The organism is Haloarcula salina (assembly GCF_010119195.1).
In the GTDB taxonomy this organism is placed as follows: domain Archaea; phylum Halobacteriota; class Halobacteria; order Halobacteriales; family Haloarculaceae; genus Haloarcula; species Haloarcula salina.
The window spans coordinates 640,657-656,991 of the sequence record NZ_WRXL01000001.1; the positions used below are offsets into that span (position 1 = coordinate 640,657).

The 16,335-nt window shown below is 67.7% G+C and carries 18 protein-coding genes; 13 read left to right on the forward strand and 5 right to left on the reverse strand.

Annotated features, from left to right (window positions below):
- Nucleotides 1-687: a potassium channel family protein gene (locus GM656_RS03370; protein WP_162412232.1), complete on the reverse strand. Its 687-nt coding sequence runs from the start codon at nt 685-687 to the stop codon at nt 1-3.
- Nucleotides 688-826: 139 nt separating this feature from the next.
- Here GM656_RS03370 and GM656_RS03375 point away from each other — a divergent pair, with 139 nt between their 5' ends.
- Entirely contained in the window at nt 827-1,057 is a 231-nt protein-coding gene (locus GM656_RS03375) for an Lrp/AsnC family transcriptional regulator (RefSeq protein WP_162412233.1), read from the forward strand.
- 64 nt (nt 1,058-1,121) lie between these two features.
- Complete coding sequence (locus GM656_RS03380; protein ID WP_162412234.1) at nt 1,122-1,442, forward strand: hypothetical protein; 321 nt, start codon at nt 1,122-1,124, stop codon at nt 1,440-1,442.
- 19 nt (nt 1,443-1,461) lie between these two features.
- Here GM656_RS03380 and tmk read toward each other — a convergent pair whose 3' ends face one another.
- Nucleotides 1,462-2,046, reverse strand: coding sequence for a dTMP kinase (gene tmk / locus GM656_RS03385; RefSeq protein ID WP_162412235.1), 585 nt, complete (start codon nt 2,044-2,046; stop codon nt 1,462-1,464).
- 167 nt (nt 2,047-2,213) lie between these two features.
- Between tmk and GM656_RS03390 the strand changes: the two genes are divergently transcribed.
- The 6 genes from GM656_RS03390 to GM656_RS03415 all read left to right on the forward strand — a co-directional run bounded on the left by GM656_RS03390 (nt 2,214) and on the right by GM656_RS03415 (nt 8,537).
- The gene (locus GM656_RS03390) at nt 2,214-3,119 is read left to right on the forward strand and encodes a complex I NDUFA9 subunit family protein (protein WP_162412236.1); all 906 of its coding nucleotides are present in this window, start codon (nt 2,214-2,216) and stop codon (nt 3,117-3,119) included.
- A 240-nt stretch (nt 3,120-3,359) separates the two neighbouring features.
- A complete protein-coding gene (locus GM656_RS03395) occupies nt 3,360-4,541 on the forward strand; it encodes a tubulin/FtsZ family protein (protein WP_162412237.1) in 1,182 nt (393 codons plus the stop codon).
- Complete coding sequence (locus GM656_RS03400) at nt 4,519-5,295, forward strand: hypothetical protein (RefSeq protein WP_162412238.1); 777 nt, start codon at nt 4,519-4,521, stop codon at nt 5,293-5,295. Before GM656_RS03395 ends, GM656_RS03400 begins: the two co-directional genes overlap by 23 nt.
- Nucleotides 5,295-5,918: a 2-phospho-L-lactate guanylyltransferase gene (gene cofC, locus GM656_RS03405; protein ID WP_162412239.1), complete on the forward strand. Its 624-nt coding sequence runs from the start codon at nt 5,295-5,297 to the stop codon at nt 5,916-5,918. The genes GM656_RS03400 and cofC overlap by 1 nt, the downstream gene beginning before the upstream one ends.
- 115 nt (nt 5,919-6,033) lie before the next feature.
- Nucleotides 6,034-7,140 (forward strand): 7,8-didemethyl-8-hydroxy-5-deazariboflavin synthase subunit CofG, encoded by a 1,107-nt coding sequence (cofG, locus tag GM656_RS03410; RefSeq protein WP_162412546.1) that lies wholly within the window; start codon nt 6,034-6,036, stop codon nt 7,138-7,140.
- Nucleotides 7,141-7,223: 83 nt separating this feature from the next.
- Nucleotides 7,224-8,537, forward strand: coding sequence for a cytochrome P450 (locus tag GM656_RS03415; RefSeq protein WP_162412240.1), 1,314 nt, complete (start codon nt 7,224-7,226; stop codon nt 8,535-8,537).
- Nucleotides 8,538-8,804: 267 nt separating this feature from the next.
- Here the strand turns inward: GM656_RS03415 and cofH are convergent, their stop codons facing one another.
- Both cofH and GM656_RS03425 read right to left on the reverse strand, forming a co-directional pair.
- Complete coding sequence (cofH, locus tag GM656_RS03420; RefSeq protein ID WP_162412241.1) at nt 8,805-10,157, reverse strand: 7,8-didemethyl-8-hydroxy-5-deazariboflavin synthase subunit CofH; 1,353 nt, start codon at nt 10,155-10,157, stop codon at nt 8,805-8,807.
- A 121-nt stretch (nt 10,158-10,278) separates the two neighbouring features.
- A complete protein-coding gene (locus tag GM656_RS03425; protein WP_162412242.1) occupies nt 10,279-11,298 on the reverse strand; it encodes a sodium:calcium antiporter in 1,020 nt (339 codons plus the stop codon).
- Nucleotides 11,299-11,386: 88 nt separating this feature from the next.
- Between GM656_RS03425 and GM656_RS03430 the strand changes: the two genes are divergently transcribed.
- On the forward strand, nt 11,387-12,421 hold the full coding sequence (locus tag GM656_RS03430; RefSeq protein WP_162412243.1) for a phosphoribosylaminoimidazolesuccinocarboxamide synthase: 1,035 nt from the start codon (nt 11,387-11,389) through the stop codon (nt 12,419-12,421).
- 234 nt (nt 12,422-12,655) lie between these two features.
- On the opposite strand, the gene GM656_RS03435 is transcribed toward GM656_RS03430, so the two are convergent.
- Entirely contained in the window at nt 12,656-13,630 is a 975-nt protein-coding gene (locus tag GM656_RS03435; RefSeq protein WP_162412244.1) for a formyltetrahydrofolate deformylase, read from the reverse strand.
- A gap of 114 nt (nt 13,631-13,744) precedes the next feature.
- Between GM656_RS03435 and GM656_RS03440 the strand changes: the two genes are divergently transcribed.
- From GM656_RS03440 to purQ, 4 genes are read left to right on the forward strand one after another with little or no spacing between them, the layout of a single operon-like run.
- Nucleotides 13,745-14,626 carry a GAF domain-containing protein gene (locus GM656_RS03440; protein ID WP_241692693.1) on the forward strand — a complete coding sequence of 294 codons (882 nt, stop codon included), beginning with the start codon at nt 13,745-13,747 and terminating at the stop codon, nt 14,624-14,626.
- Nucleotides 14,623-15,288 carry a DUF7504 family protein gene (locus tag GM656_RS03445; protein WP_162412245.1) on the forward strand — a complete coding sequence of 222 codons (666 nt, stop codon included), beginning with the start codon at nt 14,623-14,625 and terminating at the stop codon, nt 15,286-15,288. The genes GM656_RS03440 and GM656_RS03445 overlap by 4 nt, the downstream gene beginning before the upstream one ends.
- A gap of 52 nt (nt 15,289-15,340) precedes the next feature.
- A complete protein-coding gene (purS, locus tag GM656_RS03450; protein ID WP_162412246.1) occupies nt 15,341-15,595 on the forward strand; it encodes a phosphoribosylformylglycinamidine synthase subunit PurS in 255 nt (84 codons plus the stop codon).
- 52 nt (nt 15,596-15,647) lie between these two features.
- Nucleotides 15,648-16,325, forward strand: coding sequence for a phosphoribosylformylglycinamidine synthase I (purQ, locus tag GM656_RS03455; protein ID WP_162412247.1), 678 nt, complete (start codon nt 15,648-15,650; stop codon nt 16,323-16,325).
- Nucleotides 16,326-16,335 lie beyond the last annotated feature (10 nt).

Consider the following 16,335-nt stretch of genomic DNA (forward strand, 5'->3'; position numbering starts at 1 on the left):
TCAGGCACCTCCGAGCGCAGTCGCGCGGCCGGACTCGCCGACCACGATGCTGCGGACGTCAGCGAGCGTTCCGAAGTCGGCGAGAATCACGACTCTGTCGCCGGTCTCGAGCGTTTCGTCGGCGTCGGGAACCGAGAGCGGGGCCTCGCCCTTGCCGTGGGCGAGCAGTCGCGAGTCCGCGGGGAGTTCCAGTTCCGACAGCGAGTACCCTTGCATCGGCGAGGTCTCCTGGATTGTGAACTCCACGAGCTGGAGGTTCTGCGCGATGTCGGCGACCGCGCGGATGTTGCCCCCCAGCAGGGCGTTCTTGGCGGCGATCGCGCCGAGCCGTTCGGGGTAGATGATCTCGTCGACGTCGGAGGCGTAGCGCCGGTAGATCTCCTCGCGGTAGTCCTCGTCGATACGCATGACGGTCCGGCAGCCGTGTTCCTTGGCGATCATGCAGGCCACGAAGTTGTCGTTCAGGTCGCCCGTGAGCGCGCCGAGCGCGTCGGCGGCCGCCAGGTCCGCCTGGTCGAGCGTCTCCTCGATGGCCCCGTCGCCACCGATTACCTCGAACCCGGCGGTGCGAGCCCGCTCGACCGCGCCGTCGTCGCGCTCGATGAGGACGACCTCGTGACCGCTCTCTTGCAGGACGCGAGCCGTCCGCAATCCGACACGACCTGCACCCACGATAACGAATCGCATACACGGCCCTATGGGACGGGGGTGAATAAAAGTACCCACCCCGGCGGAACCGCCCGACGCCCTGACCGCGCAGGCGCGCTGGCCGGGTACGAGTCCGCGGGCAGAAACCTTTTCGTGTTATGTGACGACATATCACAATATGGTCACAGCGTTCATCATGGTCAAGACCGCCGCCGGGAAATCCGACGAACTCCTCTCCGCGGTTCGGGAGTCCGAGGGGGTCACAGAGGCACACATCGTCGCCGGCCAGTACGACATCATCGCCGAGGCGACCGGGACGGAGGTCTACGACATCATGCAGTCGGTCTCGAACCACGTCCGGGACCTGGAGGGCGTGGCTGACACGCGGACCTACATCTGCCTGGAGTGACGCGCAGTCGACGACGGCGTGCGCGTTCCGACACGGCAAAGGCGCTCGCCCACCAATCGCAGGTATGGTCAGCGTCGTCGGTATCGCCGGCTTGCTCGTCATCGTGCTGGTCAACAGTGCCGTGACGGCCCTCATGACGCGCTTCTTCCGGGTTCGGCTCAACACGCGGTGGGGGAGCCTGGTCTACGCGCTGTTGCTCTGTCCGGTCGTCATGTTCGTCATCGTCCTGCTGCTGAGCGGCGTGTTCAGCCTGGGGGCGAACCTCGGGAGTCCGGCGGCCGTCGTGCTCGTGACTCTCCTCATTCCCCTCGCGACCGGCATCACCTTCGATTACTTCTGGATGCCCTCGCCGGACGAGGTCGATCTGCCGGCGACGATGGAGTAGGGCCGCCGGACGAACGCCTCTACTCCAGTACCGCCCGGACGCGTTCGTAGACTGTGTCCGGATCGGCGGTCGCGTCGACGCGGACGAACCGCTCGGGGTCGTCCCGAATAAGTCGCTCGTAGTTGTCCCGAACGTCGGCGAGGTACTCTGCGGTCTCGAACTTGTTTGTCGCGCCGCTCCGTCGCGCGGCCGTCTCGGGGTCGACATCGAGGTAGACGGTCCGGTCCGGCGGCCGCGTCCAGGGCGCGTGGACCTCCCGGACGAACTGAAGGGGATCGTCGAACCGGTCGCTCGACGCGAGCGTCGCGCCCTGGTAGGCGAATCGGGAGTCGCTGTAGCGGTCGGAGACGACGAGGCGATCCTCCGAGAGCGCCGGTCGAACGGTATCAGAGAGGTGCGCCGCGTGGTCCGCAGTGTAGAGGAACAGCTCGGCCAGCGAGTCCGCGTCGTCGTCGTCGATAGACCGCTGGACGGCGTCCCCGTACCACGAATCGGTCGGTTCGCGTGTGAACACGGCGTCTGGCGGCACGGCGTCGTCGGCCCGGAGACGCTCCCACACGGTGGTCTTCCCGCTGCCGTCCAGCCCTTCGAGCGTGACCAGCATACGCCTCCATCTGTCTGGGGGGTACGTAAGCCCCCCGACAGGCCGCCTGCGGCGCGCATCGGCCCGACATGTCAGGGCCGTGACCGGCCGAGATCGCGCCGGCAGCAGGCGAATTGCCCCACTGATTGCGCCCAAGCTTTAGGATTGTACCGGACCTACGTAGAGGCATGGACGTACTTGTCGTCGGCGGGACCGGATTCGTCGGAGAGCACCTCTGTCGCGAACTCGACGACCGCGGGCACGCAGTCACCGCCCTGTCCCGGTCACCGGACGACGCCGACCTCCCGGCGAGCGTCGAGCGGGTCGCGGGCGACGTGACGGACTACGAGAGCATCGAAGGCGCGTTCGAGGGGAAGGACGCCGTGGTCTTTCTCCCCGCCCTGACTCCGCTGTTCGAGCCCGACGGTGGCAACGAGATGCACAGGAGGGTTCACCTGGGCGGGACCGAGAACGCCGTTCGAGCGGCCGAGGAACACGGTGTGGACCGCTACCTCCAGATGAGCGCGCTCGCGGCCGATCCCGACGCCGCGACGCACTACCTCCGCGCGAAGGGGGAGGCAGAGGCGGTCGTCAGGGACGCGGACCTCGACTGGATCATCTTCCGGCCGTCCATCATCTTCGGCGACGGCGACGAGTTCACCTACTTCGTCAAACGCCTCAAGCAAATCTTCGCGCCTGGCGTGCCCCTGTATCCCCTGCCCGGCGGCGGCCGGAAGGCGCACTTCCAGCTCATCTGGATCGAGGACTTCGCTCCGATGCTCGCCGACGCGCTCGAAGGGGACGAACACGTCGGCCAGACGTACGAGATCGGGGGTCCAGAGGTACTGAGCCTGCGGGAGTCGACCGAACTCGTCTTCGAGAGCGAGGGGAAGTCCATCAGCATCGTCCCGCTCCCGATGCCGCTCGCGAAAATCGGGCTGCCCGTGCTCGGCCTGTTCGGGTTCCCGATGGGAAGCGATCAGTACGAGGGACTCGACTTCGACAACGTCCCCGAGGACAACGACGCCGCTGTGTTCGGCCGCGACCCGTCGTCGATGAAGACCTTCGGGACGTATCTCGGCCTCGAGCAGTAGCGGTCGCTCACGTTCGATAACAGCTCGACGACCGACGAAATCTACACCTACGGCGTCTATAGAATGTCCCTAACGACTCTCAGCGAAGATGTCCGACGTTGAGCGGTTGGAGTAGTCTCCCCCTATAGCGAACTGGTGTCACCGACTATTAGTTTTCAAGCCTAGCTTTCACAGTTGAGAGTTGGGCAAAACACTTATACTCGCCATCGCTCTTTAGCCCTTTAAGCGGAGAACCATATAATGAAACTGGCGATGATCGGCTTCGGGCAGGCCGGTGGCAAAATTGTGGACAAATTCCTCGAGTACGACAGGGAGACCGGCTCGGGAATCGTCCGCTCTGCTGTCGCGGTCAACACAGCAAAAGCAGACCTGCTTGGGCTAGAACACATTCCGGAAGAGAATCGAGTGCTCATCGGCCAGGCCCGCGTCAAGGGCCACGGCGTGGGCGCTGACAACGAACTCGGCGCGGAGATCGCCGAAGAGGACATCGACGAAGTGCAGGGCGCGATCGACAACATCCCCGTCCACGAAGTCGACGCCTTCCTCATCGTCGCCGGCCTCGGCGGCGGGACCGGGTCCGGCGGCTCGCCGGTCGTCGCGAAGCACCTCAAGCGCATCTACACGGAGCCGGTGTACGGGCTCGGCGTCCTCCCCGGCAGCGACGAAGGCGGTATCTACACGCTGAACGCCGCCCGCTCTTTCCAGACCTTCGTGCGCGAGGTGGACAATCTGATGGTGTTCGACAACGACGCCTGGCGACAGACGGGCGAGTCCGTCGAGGGCGGCTACGACCACATCAACGAGGAGATCGTCCGCCGGTTCGGCGTACTGTTCGGAGCCGGCGAGGTCGAGGCCGGAGACAACGTCGCAGAGAGCGTCGTCGACTCGTCCGAGATCATCAACACGCTCGACGGCGGCGGTGTCTCCACCGTCGGCTACGCCTCCGAGGACGTCGAAGTGTCCTCGGGCGGCGGGCTCCTCTCCCGGTTCAAGGGCGGCGACGGCGGCACCGACGACGGCATGGACACCGCGAACACGACCAACCGGATCACGTCGCTCGTCAGGAAGGCCGCGCTCGGCCGACTGACGCTCCCCTGCGAGATCGAGGGCGCGGAGCGCGCCCTGCTCGTGATGGCCGGGCCGCCGGAGCACCTCAACCGGAAGGGAATCGAGCGCGGGCGCAAGTGGCTCGAGGAGCAGACCGGCTCGATGGAGGTCCGCGGCGGGGACTACCCGACGAACGCCCCGAAAGTCGCCGCGTCGATCCTGCTCGCGGGCGTCCACAACGTCCCGCGAATCAAGGAACTGCAGCAGGTCGCGATCGAGGCCCAGGACAACATCGACGACATCCGGAGCCAAAGCGAAGATAACTTGGAGGACTTGGTCGAAGACGACGAAGATGAACTTGATCCGCTGTTCTAAGGGAACCGCGACGCTGCTCTGTGTCGTGTTGCTGCTCGCCTTCGCGGGCACAGCCAGCGCGTTTTCTGTCTCTGCCGAGGGTGTGCCGACCGAATCGGCCGTCGACGAGGAGATCACCGTCACGTACACTATCGACGACCCGTTCACCGACGCGCCCGACGAGTGGACGCTGACGGGCGAGACCGAGCTCCAGAACGTCAGCTGGACGGTCACCGTCCTGCGTGCGGGCAATCAGGTCAGCCAGGAGACCTACGGCTCGCAGTCCATCGAGCAGGGCCTGAACATCGGCAACAACGGCGACCAGGTCCGCATCGAGCTGACCGGGACGACGCCCGCCGTCGGGAACTACACGTACGAGCCGGCCCAGGAGTACCAGGTCGCCTCGCTGAACCGCGTCACCGGGAACAACGAAGCCGAGTTCCGCAACGACACCGCCCACCACTACACCGAGGAGAGCGCCGCGGCGCGACAGGCCATCGACGACGCGCAGCTCGCGATCGACGAGGCCGGCGGGAACGAAGACGCCCAGGCGCTGGTCCAGAGCGCAATCTCCTCCTACGAGAACGGGAACTTCCAGAACGCACAGGACCTCGCCGGCCAGGCCCAGACCAAGGCAGAACAGGCCCAGCAGAGCGCCCAGACCCAGCGGACGCTGCTCATGGTCGGCGCTGGGCTCATCGTCCTGCTGCTGCTGGCAGGCGGCGGCTACTACGCCTACACCCAGCTGAGCGGCGACGACTACAGCAAGCTGTAATGCGCGTCGTCGTCCCCGTCTCGGGGTCCGACCCGAAAACCCGTCTCGCATCTGTTCTCACGCCCGACGAGCGCCGCGACTTCACCGACGCCATGCTCGCCGACGTGCTGGACGCGCTGACCGGCGCGGGCCTCGAACCGGCGGTGGTCTCGACGGCCCCCGTCGACTGCGACGCGCCGGTCACCGTCGACGAGCGGGGACTGGACGCGCTCGTCAACGACCTGCTCGCGTCGACCGTCGACGAGGCCGGCGGGGCGCTCGCGATCGTCATGGCCGACCTGCCGCTCGCGACGCCCGAGAGCGTCGACCGGCTGGTGTCGACCGACGGCGACGTGGTCCTCGCGCCGGGACTGGGGGGCGGCACGAACGCGTTCGTCTGTCGCCACCCCGACTTCCGGGTGGACTACCACGGCGCGTCGATCCGCGACCACCGCCGCATCGCCCGCGACGCGGGCGTCGATCTCTCTGAAGTCGATTCCCGCCGCCTCGCGACCGACATCGACGAGCCGAGCGACCTCGCCGAGGTCCTGCTCCACGGCGACGGCGCGGCCGCCGACTGGCTCGCCGACGCCGGCTTCGAGGTGGCGCTCACAGACGGCCGTGTCGCCGCCGTGCGCAAATGATACCGACTGCTGTCCCTGTGTCCCGCGATGACCGCGCGTCGTCGGGCGGTCGACGCGGCACCGAGGACAGCAGTCCGTGTGAAGTTTTTTGTCCGTGGGACGCAGATCCGGTGACGTGATTCCCGGCGCGGAGGACTACGACATCGACCTCGAAATCCCGGACGCCGACGTGGAGCGGGCGCTGTCTGTGATGCCCGAGGACGTGTCGGCCGCGCCGGAGCTGTCCTACTGCCGGAACGTCTTCCTGCCGCTGACGACCGCCTGCCGGTACACCTGCACCTACTGCACCTACTACGACCCGCCGGGCCAGGCCGAACTGCTGAGCCGCGAGGAGATCCGCGAGACGTGTCGCCGGGGGGCCGACGCCGGCTGTACCGAGGCGCTGTTCACCTTCGGCGACGACCCGGACGACCGCTACACCGAGATCCACGACCAGCTCGCCGAGTGGGGCCACGACTCGATCCACGAGTATCTCCGGGAGGCGTGTGAGATCGCGCTCGACGAAGGGCTGCTCCCCCACGCAAATCCGGGCGACCAGACCCGCGAGCAGATGGCCCACGTCGCCGACCTGAACGCCTCGATGGGCGTCATGCTGGAGACGACCACCGAGGTGCGGGCACACGGCGGCCCGCGCTCGAAGACGCCCGGCCAGCGGCTCAACACGCTCCGCGTCGCGGGCGAACTCGGCGTCCCGTTCACGACCGGGATTCTCGTCGGAATCGGCGAGGACTGGGAACACCGCGCCGAGAGCCTGCTCGCCATCCGCGAGATGCACGAGCGTTACGGCCACATCCAGGAGGTCATCGTCCAGCCGGTCGTCGAGAACGAGCGCTGGACGGGCGGCTCGCCCGATCTGGCGACGATGCGGCGCGTGACCGCGATGGCCCGCGCGACACTCCCCGAGGCGGTGTCGGTGCAGGTGCCGCCGAACCTCGCGCCCGCTCGCGATCTGACCGACTGCGGCATCGACGACCTCGGCGGCGTCTCGCCGGTGACCGTCGACCACATCAACCCCGAGTACGAGTGGCCCGCGCTCCAGGAACTGACGGCCGTCGCGGACGCCGCCGACGTGCCGCTGCGCGAGCGACTCCCCGTCTACGAGCGGTTCGTGGACGACGGATGGCTGTCCGAGTCGATCGAGGTCGCAATCGACGCCGATAGCGCGGCCGGCGAGCGCTTCCGAGCGATACTCGAACGCGGCGAGAACCCGGTCAGCGCCTGAGCCGGTGCGTCGACGCTTCGCATATAAATGAGCCCCACCAGCGGCGCACCAGTCTCAGGACGGATGCCGCCGTCTCGTCGAGTATGGCAACTGGCACTACGCCGCCGGGTCCGGACGGCCTCCCGCTCATCGGAAACACCCACCAGTGGGCCCGCGATCCCTGTGCGTTCCGGGAACGCGCGGCCGATTACGGCCGGGTCGTCGGCTTCGAGATCATGGGCTGGGACGCCTACATGCTGACCGAGCCCGGTGATATCGAAGCGGTCCTGACAGACGAGCACGGCCGGTTCGAGAAACACGACGAGAGCACGGAACAGCTGGAGGAATTCGTCGGGCAGGGGCTGCTCAACAGCGAGGGCGAGCTGTGGGAGCGCCAGCGCGAGGCGATTCAGCCCGCGTTCTTCATGGAACAGATCAAGCGCTACGGCGACATCATGGTCGACCGCGCCGAGGCCGCCGTCGACCGGCTGTCGAGAGGCGTTTCAGTCGACGTGCAAGAGCAGATGCTGCGGACCACGCTCGAGATCCTCGTCGAGTGCATGTTCGGTGAGGACATCGACCTCGAAGCCCGCGGGCTCTACGACGCAGTCGAGGCGGTCCAAGAGCCGCTCCAGCCCGCGAACCAGCCCGTCACGTTCCTCGTGCCGGACTGGGTCCCCGTGCCGATGCGCCGCCGGGCACAGCGGGCCCAGGCCCACATCGAGCGCGAGATCGACGACATCCTCCGCGAGCGCCGGTGGTCGGACTCGGACCGCAACGACCTGCTCGCGATGCTGCTGAACAGCGACGCGCCGATGTCCGACCAGCAGATCCGCGACGAGATGCTGACGTTCCTCTTCGCCGGCCACGAGACGACGGCGCTGACCCTGACGTACGTCTGGGACCTGCTCTCGCGCACGCCTGACGCCGAGGCTCGCCTCCACGAGGAACTGGACGACGTGCTCGCCGGCCGACCGACGGTCGAGGACGTGTTCGCCTTCGAGTACACCGAGGCCGTCGTCCGAGAGGCGATGCGGCTCTACCCGGCGGCGCACGAGATCCGCCGTCAGCCGGTCGAAGACGTAGAGATCGGCGGCTACACGCTGCCCGAAGGGTCGCTCGTCGTCCTCCCCACGTGGGTGCTCCACCGCGATGAGCGATTCTGGGACGAACCCGAGCAGTTCAGGCCCGAGCGGTGGCTGGGCGACGCCGACCGGCCGGCGTTCGCGTACTTCCCGTTCGGCGGCGGCCCCAGGCGGTGTATCGGCCAGCAGTTCGCGATGACGGAGGCCCAGCTCGTGGTGGCGACGATGGCGGATCGGGTGACCTTCGAGCGCGAGTACGACGATCTGGAGCTCTCGGCGGCCGTCACGCTCCAGCCGAAGACGACAGTGCAGATGCGGCCCCGATTCCGTTGATTCCGGCACTCGGGCGACGGCGCATCGCTCTGTGACGCTCCCGGGTCGGAGAAATCTGGACGACGCGGGTCGGACGTGTCGTCGATACTGGGATAGCGCCTAGTCATCTAGGCGGTAGTTACACAACGGTCGGAGAACCAATAGTTATCATGCCTGGGCGTGCCTCTGACAGCTATCCCGGGTACGAAGCGAGTTCGGTCCGGTCGCGGCCCTGCCCAGCCGCGACCGTTTTCACGGCCAAACACGAACGAAGAGCGACGGCGACGCTCACTCCAGTAGCGGCGTGCCGTCTGCTCGGGGGCCGAGCGTCGGGCCGAGCACGTCCGCGTCCGGGTCGACGGCGCGGCGCTGTTCGTAGTCGGTCGAGCGCTCGACCGGCGTCCGACCGATGGCGGTGATCATGTCGGCGTACTCCTGGAACGAGCGGAACTCGCCGTAGTCGCCGCCGGCGCGCTTGGTGATCTCCTCGGAGAGGATCGTTCCCATGAAGTCGTCCGCGCCGCAGTTGAGCAGCTTCAGGCCCTGCGCGTCGCCGTACTTGACCCACGAGGACTGGATGTGCTCGACGTTGTCGAGGAACAGTCTGGCGACGGCGACGAGCAGTTCGTCCTCGTCTCGGCTCGCTCCGCCCTCGACCATGCCGCGCTCGTACAGCGGCGTCTCCTCGTGGACGAACGACAGCGGGACGAACTCGGTGATTGCGCCGGTCCGGTCCTGCAGATCACGGATGCGCTGTAAGTGGAGCGCGCGGTGGCGCTCGTTCTCGACGTGGCCGTACATCATCGTCGAGGTCGTGTCGAGTCCGACCGCGGCGGCGGCCTCCATCGCCTCGATCCACTCGCCGGTGTCGATCTTGCCCGGACAGATCACGTCGCGGACCTCGTCGACGAGGATCTCGGCGGCCGTCCCCGGCACGCTGTCGAGGCCGGCGTCTTTCAGCCGGCGGAACACCTCCTCGTAGGTCCAGTCGGTCCCCCGTCGGGCGTGGTAGGCCTCCTCCGGCGTCATCGAGTGAACGTGGACGCCGCCGACGTTCATCGCCGAGATCTGCTCGCAGTAGGTGGCCGGGTCGGTGTCGTACTCGGCGGGCGAGCGGTAGTTCAGGTCGCCGCGGTCGCTCGCTTCGAGGATCTCCCGGTGTTCCTCGTCGAGCGCGAACCCGGGGTGGAGCCCGCTCACGGAGCAGACCTCGTAGATGCCGCGGTCGACCGCGTCGCGGACGATTTCGCGGGACTCGGCGGGCGTCTTGGTGAACCCGCCGTGGTCCGCCTGGTACTCGCTACGGAACTGCTCGGAGCGGTCCTTGAAGTTACAGAACAGGCATCCGGTGTTACAGGCCGTGGTGACGTTGTTGTTGAGGTTCGCGACGAACGTGACCTCGTCGCCGACGACCTCCGCCCGCCGGCGGTCGGCCGCCTCCAGGACGCGCTCCTTTCGGTAGTGGTCGATGCCGTCCCGGTCGGTCCCCGTCGTGAGGAGTTCGACAGCGTCGTCGACCGTCAGTCGCGTCCCGTCGCGCGCCTTCGCCAGCGCGTTCTCGAACGACTGATCGGTCGTCGGACGGTGGTCGAACTCGACGGAACCGTCCGGCGAATCGACGGGCTCTGAGACATCCGGCATTGCTGAACTGGAGGGAAAGCACCGTCAAAAACGTGTGGGTCACAGACAAGATGTGGCCGAATCTGTGTCTGGCAGGTCTGGCTCCGGCACCGGTCGGCACAGCCTCGACCCGCCGTCGCGGTCACCCAGTCGGCAGGAGCCCGACAGTGCCACCGGCGGTCTCCGCGAGGATCCACCCCACGAACAGCGCGTACGCGCCGAGCAGCGCGTACGATTCGAACTCGCTCAGCACGAGGTCCGTTCGGAGGGCAGTGAACAGCAGGATCGTCGCCGCCGTCAGGACGCCGAACATCGGGACGGCCATCGCGAAGTCGACCGTCCACGCGCCGGCGATGAGGACGCCGAGCGGAATGGCGACGAGCAGGTCGAAGGTGTTCGAGCCGAGGACGTTCGCCAGCGACGTGACGCCGCGGTCCTGTCGGGCGGCCCTGACGCTGACGAGCGTGTCGGGCAGGCTCGTCGCCGCCGCGAGGACCGTCACGCCAAGCAGGAACTCCTGGATGCCCGCGGCGCGGCCGACGACGCCGACCGAGTGGACGAGGCGTTCAACCGCGACGAGGATGACGCCGAGGCCCAGCGCGAGAAAGAGCCACTGCCGGCCGACGGCGATCCCGCTTCCGGCCTCGGTTCCCGCCTCGTGGTCGGCCGTGTCCTGGTACTGGATGAAGATGTAGAGACCGTACAGAAGCAGTGGGACGAGCGCCAGCGGCCGTGTGACGACGCCCGATAGCGCCGGCCGGCCGGGGTAGTAGATGACCGCCAGCGCGAACGTGATGAGCAGGACGGAGACGGAGAGCATGTAGAACTGCGCCTCCTTGTACACCAGCGTCCGGTTCGACTCGAGCGGATCGTCCGTCGCGAGGCCCGCCGCGGCCGGGATGACGAGGACGTTGAAGATCGCGGAGCCGACGATCGCACCGACCCCGAGCGGCATCGACCCGCCGAGTGCGGCGACGACGACGGTGGCGACCTCCGGAAAGCTCGACCCAACCGCGACGATGATCGCCCCCTGGACGACCTCCGGCAGGCCGTAGTAGGCCGCCAGTCGCTCGCTCGACGTTTCGAGCCAGTCGCTGCCCTTCCAGATCGCCCCCGTCGCGACCGCGATGACCGCCGCCTCGACCAGTAGGTTCGCCGCCATCGTCCGATTGTCGGCGGCGAGCGGGAAAACCCTTCCCGGACGGCGCGAGTGAGAAACGTCTTTGTCCCCGGCCCGAAAGGCGGGCACAATGACGAGCGTCAAGGAGTTCCGCGTCGACGAACCGGCGACGGCCGAAGCTCTCGGCCGCGGCGCGTTCGTGTTCACGGACGACTACTCGGTGTTCGACTGGGGGAAGATGCCAGACGAGATCCCGGACAAGGGCGCGTCGCTGTGTACGATGGGCGCGTACAACTTCCAGTTGCTCGAAGAGAACCACCTCCCGACCCACTACGAGGGGGTCCGACTGCCGGACGGCGACGAGGTGCTGGACCTCGGCGAGGCGCTGTCGGCCGGCACGCCCCCCGAGGAGATGGTCATCTCGCTCACGCAGGTCCCCGACCTCCCCTTCGCCGACGGCGGCTACGACTACGACGCCTACCACGCCGACGCCGGCGAGAACTACCTGATCCCTCTGGAGATCGTCTTCCGGAACCGCGTCCCCGTCGGCTCCTCGCTGCGCTCGCGGACCGACCCGGCCGACCACGGACTCGACTACGAAGACTGGCCCGACGAAGTGGTCGACCTCGACGAGCCGATCGTGGAGTTCTCGACGAAGTACGAGGAACAGGACCGCTACCTCGACCGCGAGGCGGCCGACCGCATCGCCGGCGCGGCGAGTATCGACCGCCTCGAAGAGCTGGCGCTGGCCGTGAACCACGTCGTCACCGAGCAGGCCGCCGAGGCCGACCTCGTCCACGAGGACGGGAAGATCGAATGCCTGTACCACGAGGGCGAGATCCGCGTCGCCGACGTGGTCGGCACGTTCGACGAGAACCGCTTCTCCTACGCCGGCCAGCAGGTCAGCAAGGAGGTCATCCGCCAGTACCACAAGCGCACCCAGCCCGCGTGGGTCGAGGCCGTCGGCGAGGCCAAACGAGCGGCCGGCGAGCGCGGCGTCGCGGACTGGAAATCGCTCTGCGACGAGTCGCCCGACCCGCTCGACGAGCGCGTCATCGGCGTCGCCCGCGACCTCTACTGCGCCGGGACGAACGCCTACGTCGGGGGGAGCGTGTTCGATGCGCCGTCGCTCGACGCGGCCGTCGACGCCGCTCGCGACCTCTGATCGGGATACACTGATTTCTGTAATCTAGTCGTCTTCCTCTGCGAACCGGCCGACGAAGGGGTCGGACACGCACTACCGCGCGGTCCTCGCTGGCTTAGTCGTCCGCTTCTGCGAGACAGCCGACGAAGGTGTCGGACACGCGCTACCGCGCGGTCCTCGCTGGCTTAGTCGTCCGCTTCTGCGAGACAGCCGACGAAGGTGTCGGACACGCGCTACCGCGCGGTCCTCGCTGGCTTAGTCGTCTGCCTCGACTTCCTCGTCCTCGCCTGCAACGAACTCGCCGAGGCCGTCGATCGGCCGGTCGGGGTTGTTCCGGTCGAGTTCGTCGGGCGCGCCGAGTTGCGCGTCCGTCTCCTCCGGGTTCCGGAGCTTCGTCCGGCCGCGGTGGACGGTCACCTCGTCGTTGAGGTGCAGTTTGATGGCCTCGATGAGCGCCTCCGCTTCGAGGGGCTGGCCGATCTGCTGGAGCTCCTCCTCGGTGGCGTCGTCGGGGACGTTGAACGCCCGCTGTGTGATGATGGGGCCCTGGTCAAGGTCGGTCGTCACGTAGTGAGCGGTGACGCCGGCGATGCGGACGCCCTCCTCGATGGCCTGCATGTACGCCGACGCGCCGGGGAAGGCGGGGAGCAGGCTCGGGTGGACGTTGATGATCCGGCTCTCGTAGCGAAAGACCACGTCCGGCGAGAGGATACGCATGTAGCGGGCCAGCGCGATGAGGTCGGCGTCGTACTGCGCCAGCAGGTCGAGCAACTGTTCCTCGTCGGGCGTGCCCTTCTCGTCGCCGATGTCGTGGAAGGGCACGTCGTACTTCGCGGCCAGCGGTTCGAGGTCGCTGTGGTTGCCGATGACCACCTCGATGTCAGCGCCGAGGTCGCCGTTGGCCCACGCCTCGAACAGGGCCTCGAGGCAGTGGGACTCCTTGGTGACGAGGACGGCGATGGACTGTGTCTCGCGGTCCGAAGGGAACCGGACCTGGACGTCGACGCCGAGTTCGTCCCCGAGGTCGGTGAGGTCCTCGCGGAGTTTCTCCTCGGTCGTCACCATCTCGGACGTGTCGACGCGCATCGTCATGCGGAATACGCCCTCGCGGACGGCCTGGTCGAGGTCCTCGATGTTGATGCCGCGTTCGAACAGCAGCGAGGTCACTTCGGCGATGAGTCCCGTGTCGTCCTCCCCGACGACGGTGATCTCGGTCAGCGAATGGCGCACGGTACCCACCTCCGGACGAACTCGTCGTTCATTTGCTGCTGATTCGGCAGGCCCGAGCCAAAAGCCTTCGTTTTCGGTCACCACACCTTTGTGCCCAGCGACCGACCTCCGGTCGTGACGAGAGATTCGCCGACGGTCCTCTGTGCCGACCCGGACGACGCGTCGAGAGCGGCGACGGTCGACGCGCTCGCGAGCGCCGGGCTGGCTGTCATGGAAGCGGCGTCGATCCGAGCCCTTGAATCGACGCTCGACGACGCCGTCGACTGCGTCGTGACGGCGTTCGAGTTCGACGACGGCGACGGCTTCGACGCGGTCGACGCCGTCCGAGCGGCGAACCCCGACTGCGTCTGCGTCCTGTTCACCGACCGAGACCCCTCCGACCTGCCGCGTGGAGCGCCCGAGCAGGTCGTCGAGTACGTCCCGAAACCGGACGACGGCTCGCGTGACCGATTGACCGAAGTGGTCGCGACGGCCGCCGCCGAGACGACGCAGGCGGCCTATCCTCTCCCGGAGGCGGAAGCCGAGCGGCTGGCCGCCGTCCGGCAGTACGACGTGGCGTCGCTGTCGGCCGCCGAGACGTTCGATCGGCTGACGGCGCTCATGGCCAGCCACTTCGACATCGACGTGGCCTTCGTCGGCCTCGTCGACGAACACGAGGAGCGCTTTCTCGCCTGCGAGGGAGCCAACTGGCGAACCCTCGCTCGCGAGGACTCGATCTGCACCCACACGATCCTCACTGACGAGACCGTCGTCGTCGAAGACGTGCGCGAGGACCCCCGATTCGCCGCCGTCGACGCGCTGGAGGAACTGGACATCCGGTCGTACGCCGGCGCGCGAATCACGGACGACGCGGGGAACGCGCTCGGCGCGGTCTGCTGTACCGACGGCGAACCGCGGCGATACAGCCGCGCGGAACTGGACGACCTCAGGCGGTTCGCCGACGAGGTCGAAGAGCAGCTCCGGTTGCGGCGACAGCTCGGGGGAGCTCCCCGATGACGGCGCGGCAGGACGACCGCTACGCGTTCGACGGCCTCCCGCTGGGACCCGTCGATCCGGGGACGAGCGTCATCGTGACGGGACCGGTCCTCGACGGCGCCCGGGAACTCGGACTGCGACTACTCCGATGCGACGACGGCGACTGTGGCGTCGTCATCATCGCGGCGGACAGCGGAGCGGCCACGACGGCCGAAGACTTCGAGCGTTACGGCGGGACCTTCGACCGGAACCGGGTCGGGGTCGTCGACTGCGCACAGGACGGGCGCGAGCCCCCCGCGGACTGCGTCTCGGCGGTCGGGACGCCGGCCGACCTGACCGGCATCGGCATCGAGTACTCGGGGCACTACGAGCGGCTGTACGCCGCGGGATACGAGCGCGTCAGAACCGGGATCCTGACCGTGACGCCCCTGCTCGTCTACAGCGAGGACGTGCGGCCGGTGTATCGCTTCCTCAACACCGTCACCGGTCGCATCGACACCGCGGGCGGGGTCGGCGCGTGCGTCGTCGACCCGAAGGCCCACGACGAGCAGGTGGTCGAGAGCCTGGTCCAGTGCTTCGACGGCCGCATTCACGTCCGGTCCGGCGACGAGGGGCTCGAACTCAGGGTCGACGGCCTCCCCGACCAGCCGACCGACTGGACGGCGGTCGATCCCGCGGCGTGACGACCGCGGGAGAACACAAGCGTTTTCTCCGCCGCCCGCTCGCTTGCCAGTAATGACTGCCTTCACCGCGACCGTCACCGTCCGGCTCAAGCGGGGCGTCCTCGACCCCGAGGCCGAGACCACACAGCGGTCCCTCGAACGGCTGGGTTTCGAACTCGACGACCTCCGCTCGGCGGACGTGTTCGAACTCGACCTCGACGCCGAGAGCGCCGACGACGCGGCCGACCGCGCCGAGGAGATGGCCGAGCGCCTGCTCGCAAACCCCACCATCCACGACTACGACGTGGAGGTCGACCCCGCGGAATGACGATCGCAGTGAGACTAACGACGATGCTCTGTTCCCACACGAGGTGGTCACTGTGACCATCGCAGTGATACAGTTCGGCGGTTCGAACTGCGATCGCGACTCCGTGCAGGCGCTCGAATCGCTGGGACTGGACGCCGAACTCGCCTGGCACGAGGACGGCCTGCCCGAGGACGTCGACGGCATCGTCCTCCCCGGCGGCTTCTCTTACGGCGACTACCTCCGGGCCGGCGCGATGGCCGCCCGCTCGCCGATCATGGCCGAGGTTCGCGAGGCCGCCAGCGAGGGAACGCCCGTGCTCGGCATCTGTAACGGCGCGCAGATCGGCTGCGAGTCGTCGCTGACCCCCGGCGCGTTCACCACCAACGAGAGCGCCCGGTTCCAGTGCGAACACGTCCACCTGCGCGTCGAGAACGCCGACACGCCCTGGACCAGCCACTACGACGAGGGCGAGGTCGTCGAACTGCCCATCGCCCACGGCGAGGGGCGCTACGAGATCACCGACGACCGACTCGACGAACTGGAGGCCGACGACCGGATCCTGTTCAGGTACTGCGACGCGGACGGGAACGTGACGCCGGAAGCGAATCCGAACGGCTCGAAACACAGCGTCGCTGGCGTCACCGGCGAGAACGACCACGTCGCCGTCATGATGCCCCACCCCGAACGCGCGACGCTCTCGGATCTCGGCCGGACCGACGGCCAGGGCGTGCTCCGCGGCTTCGCGGAGTAACGCCGTTCTC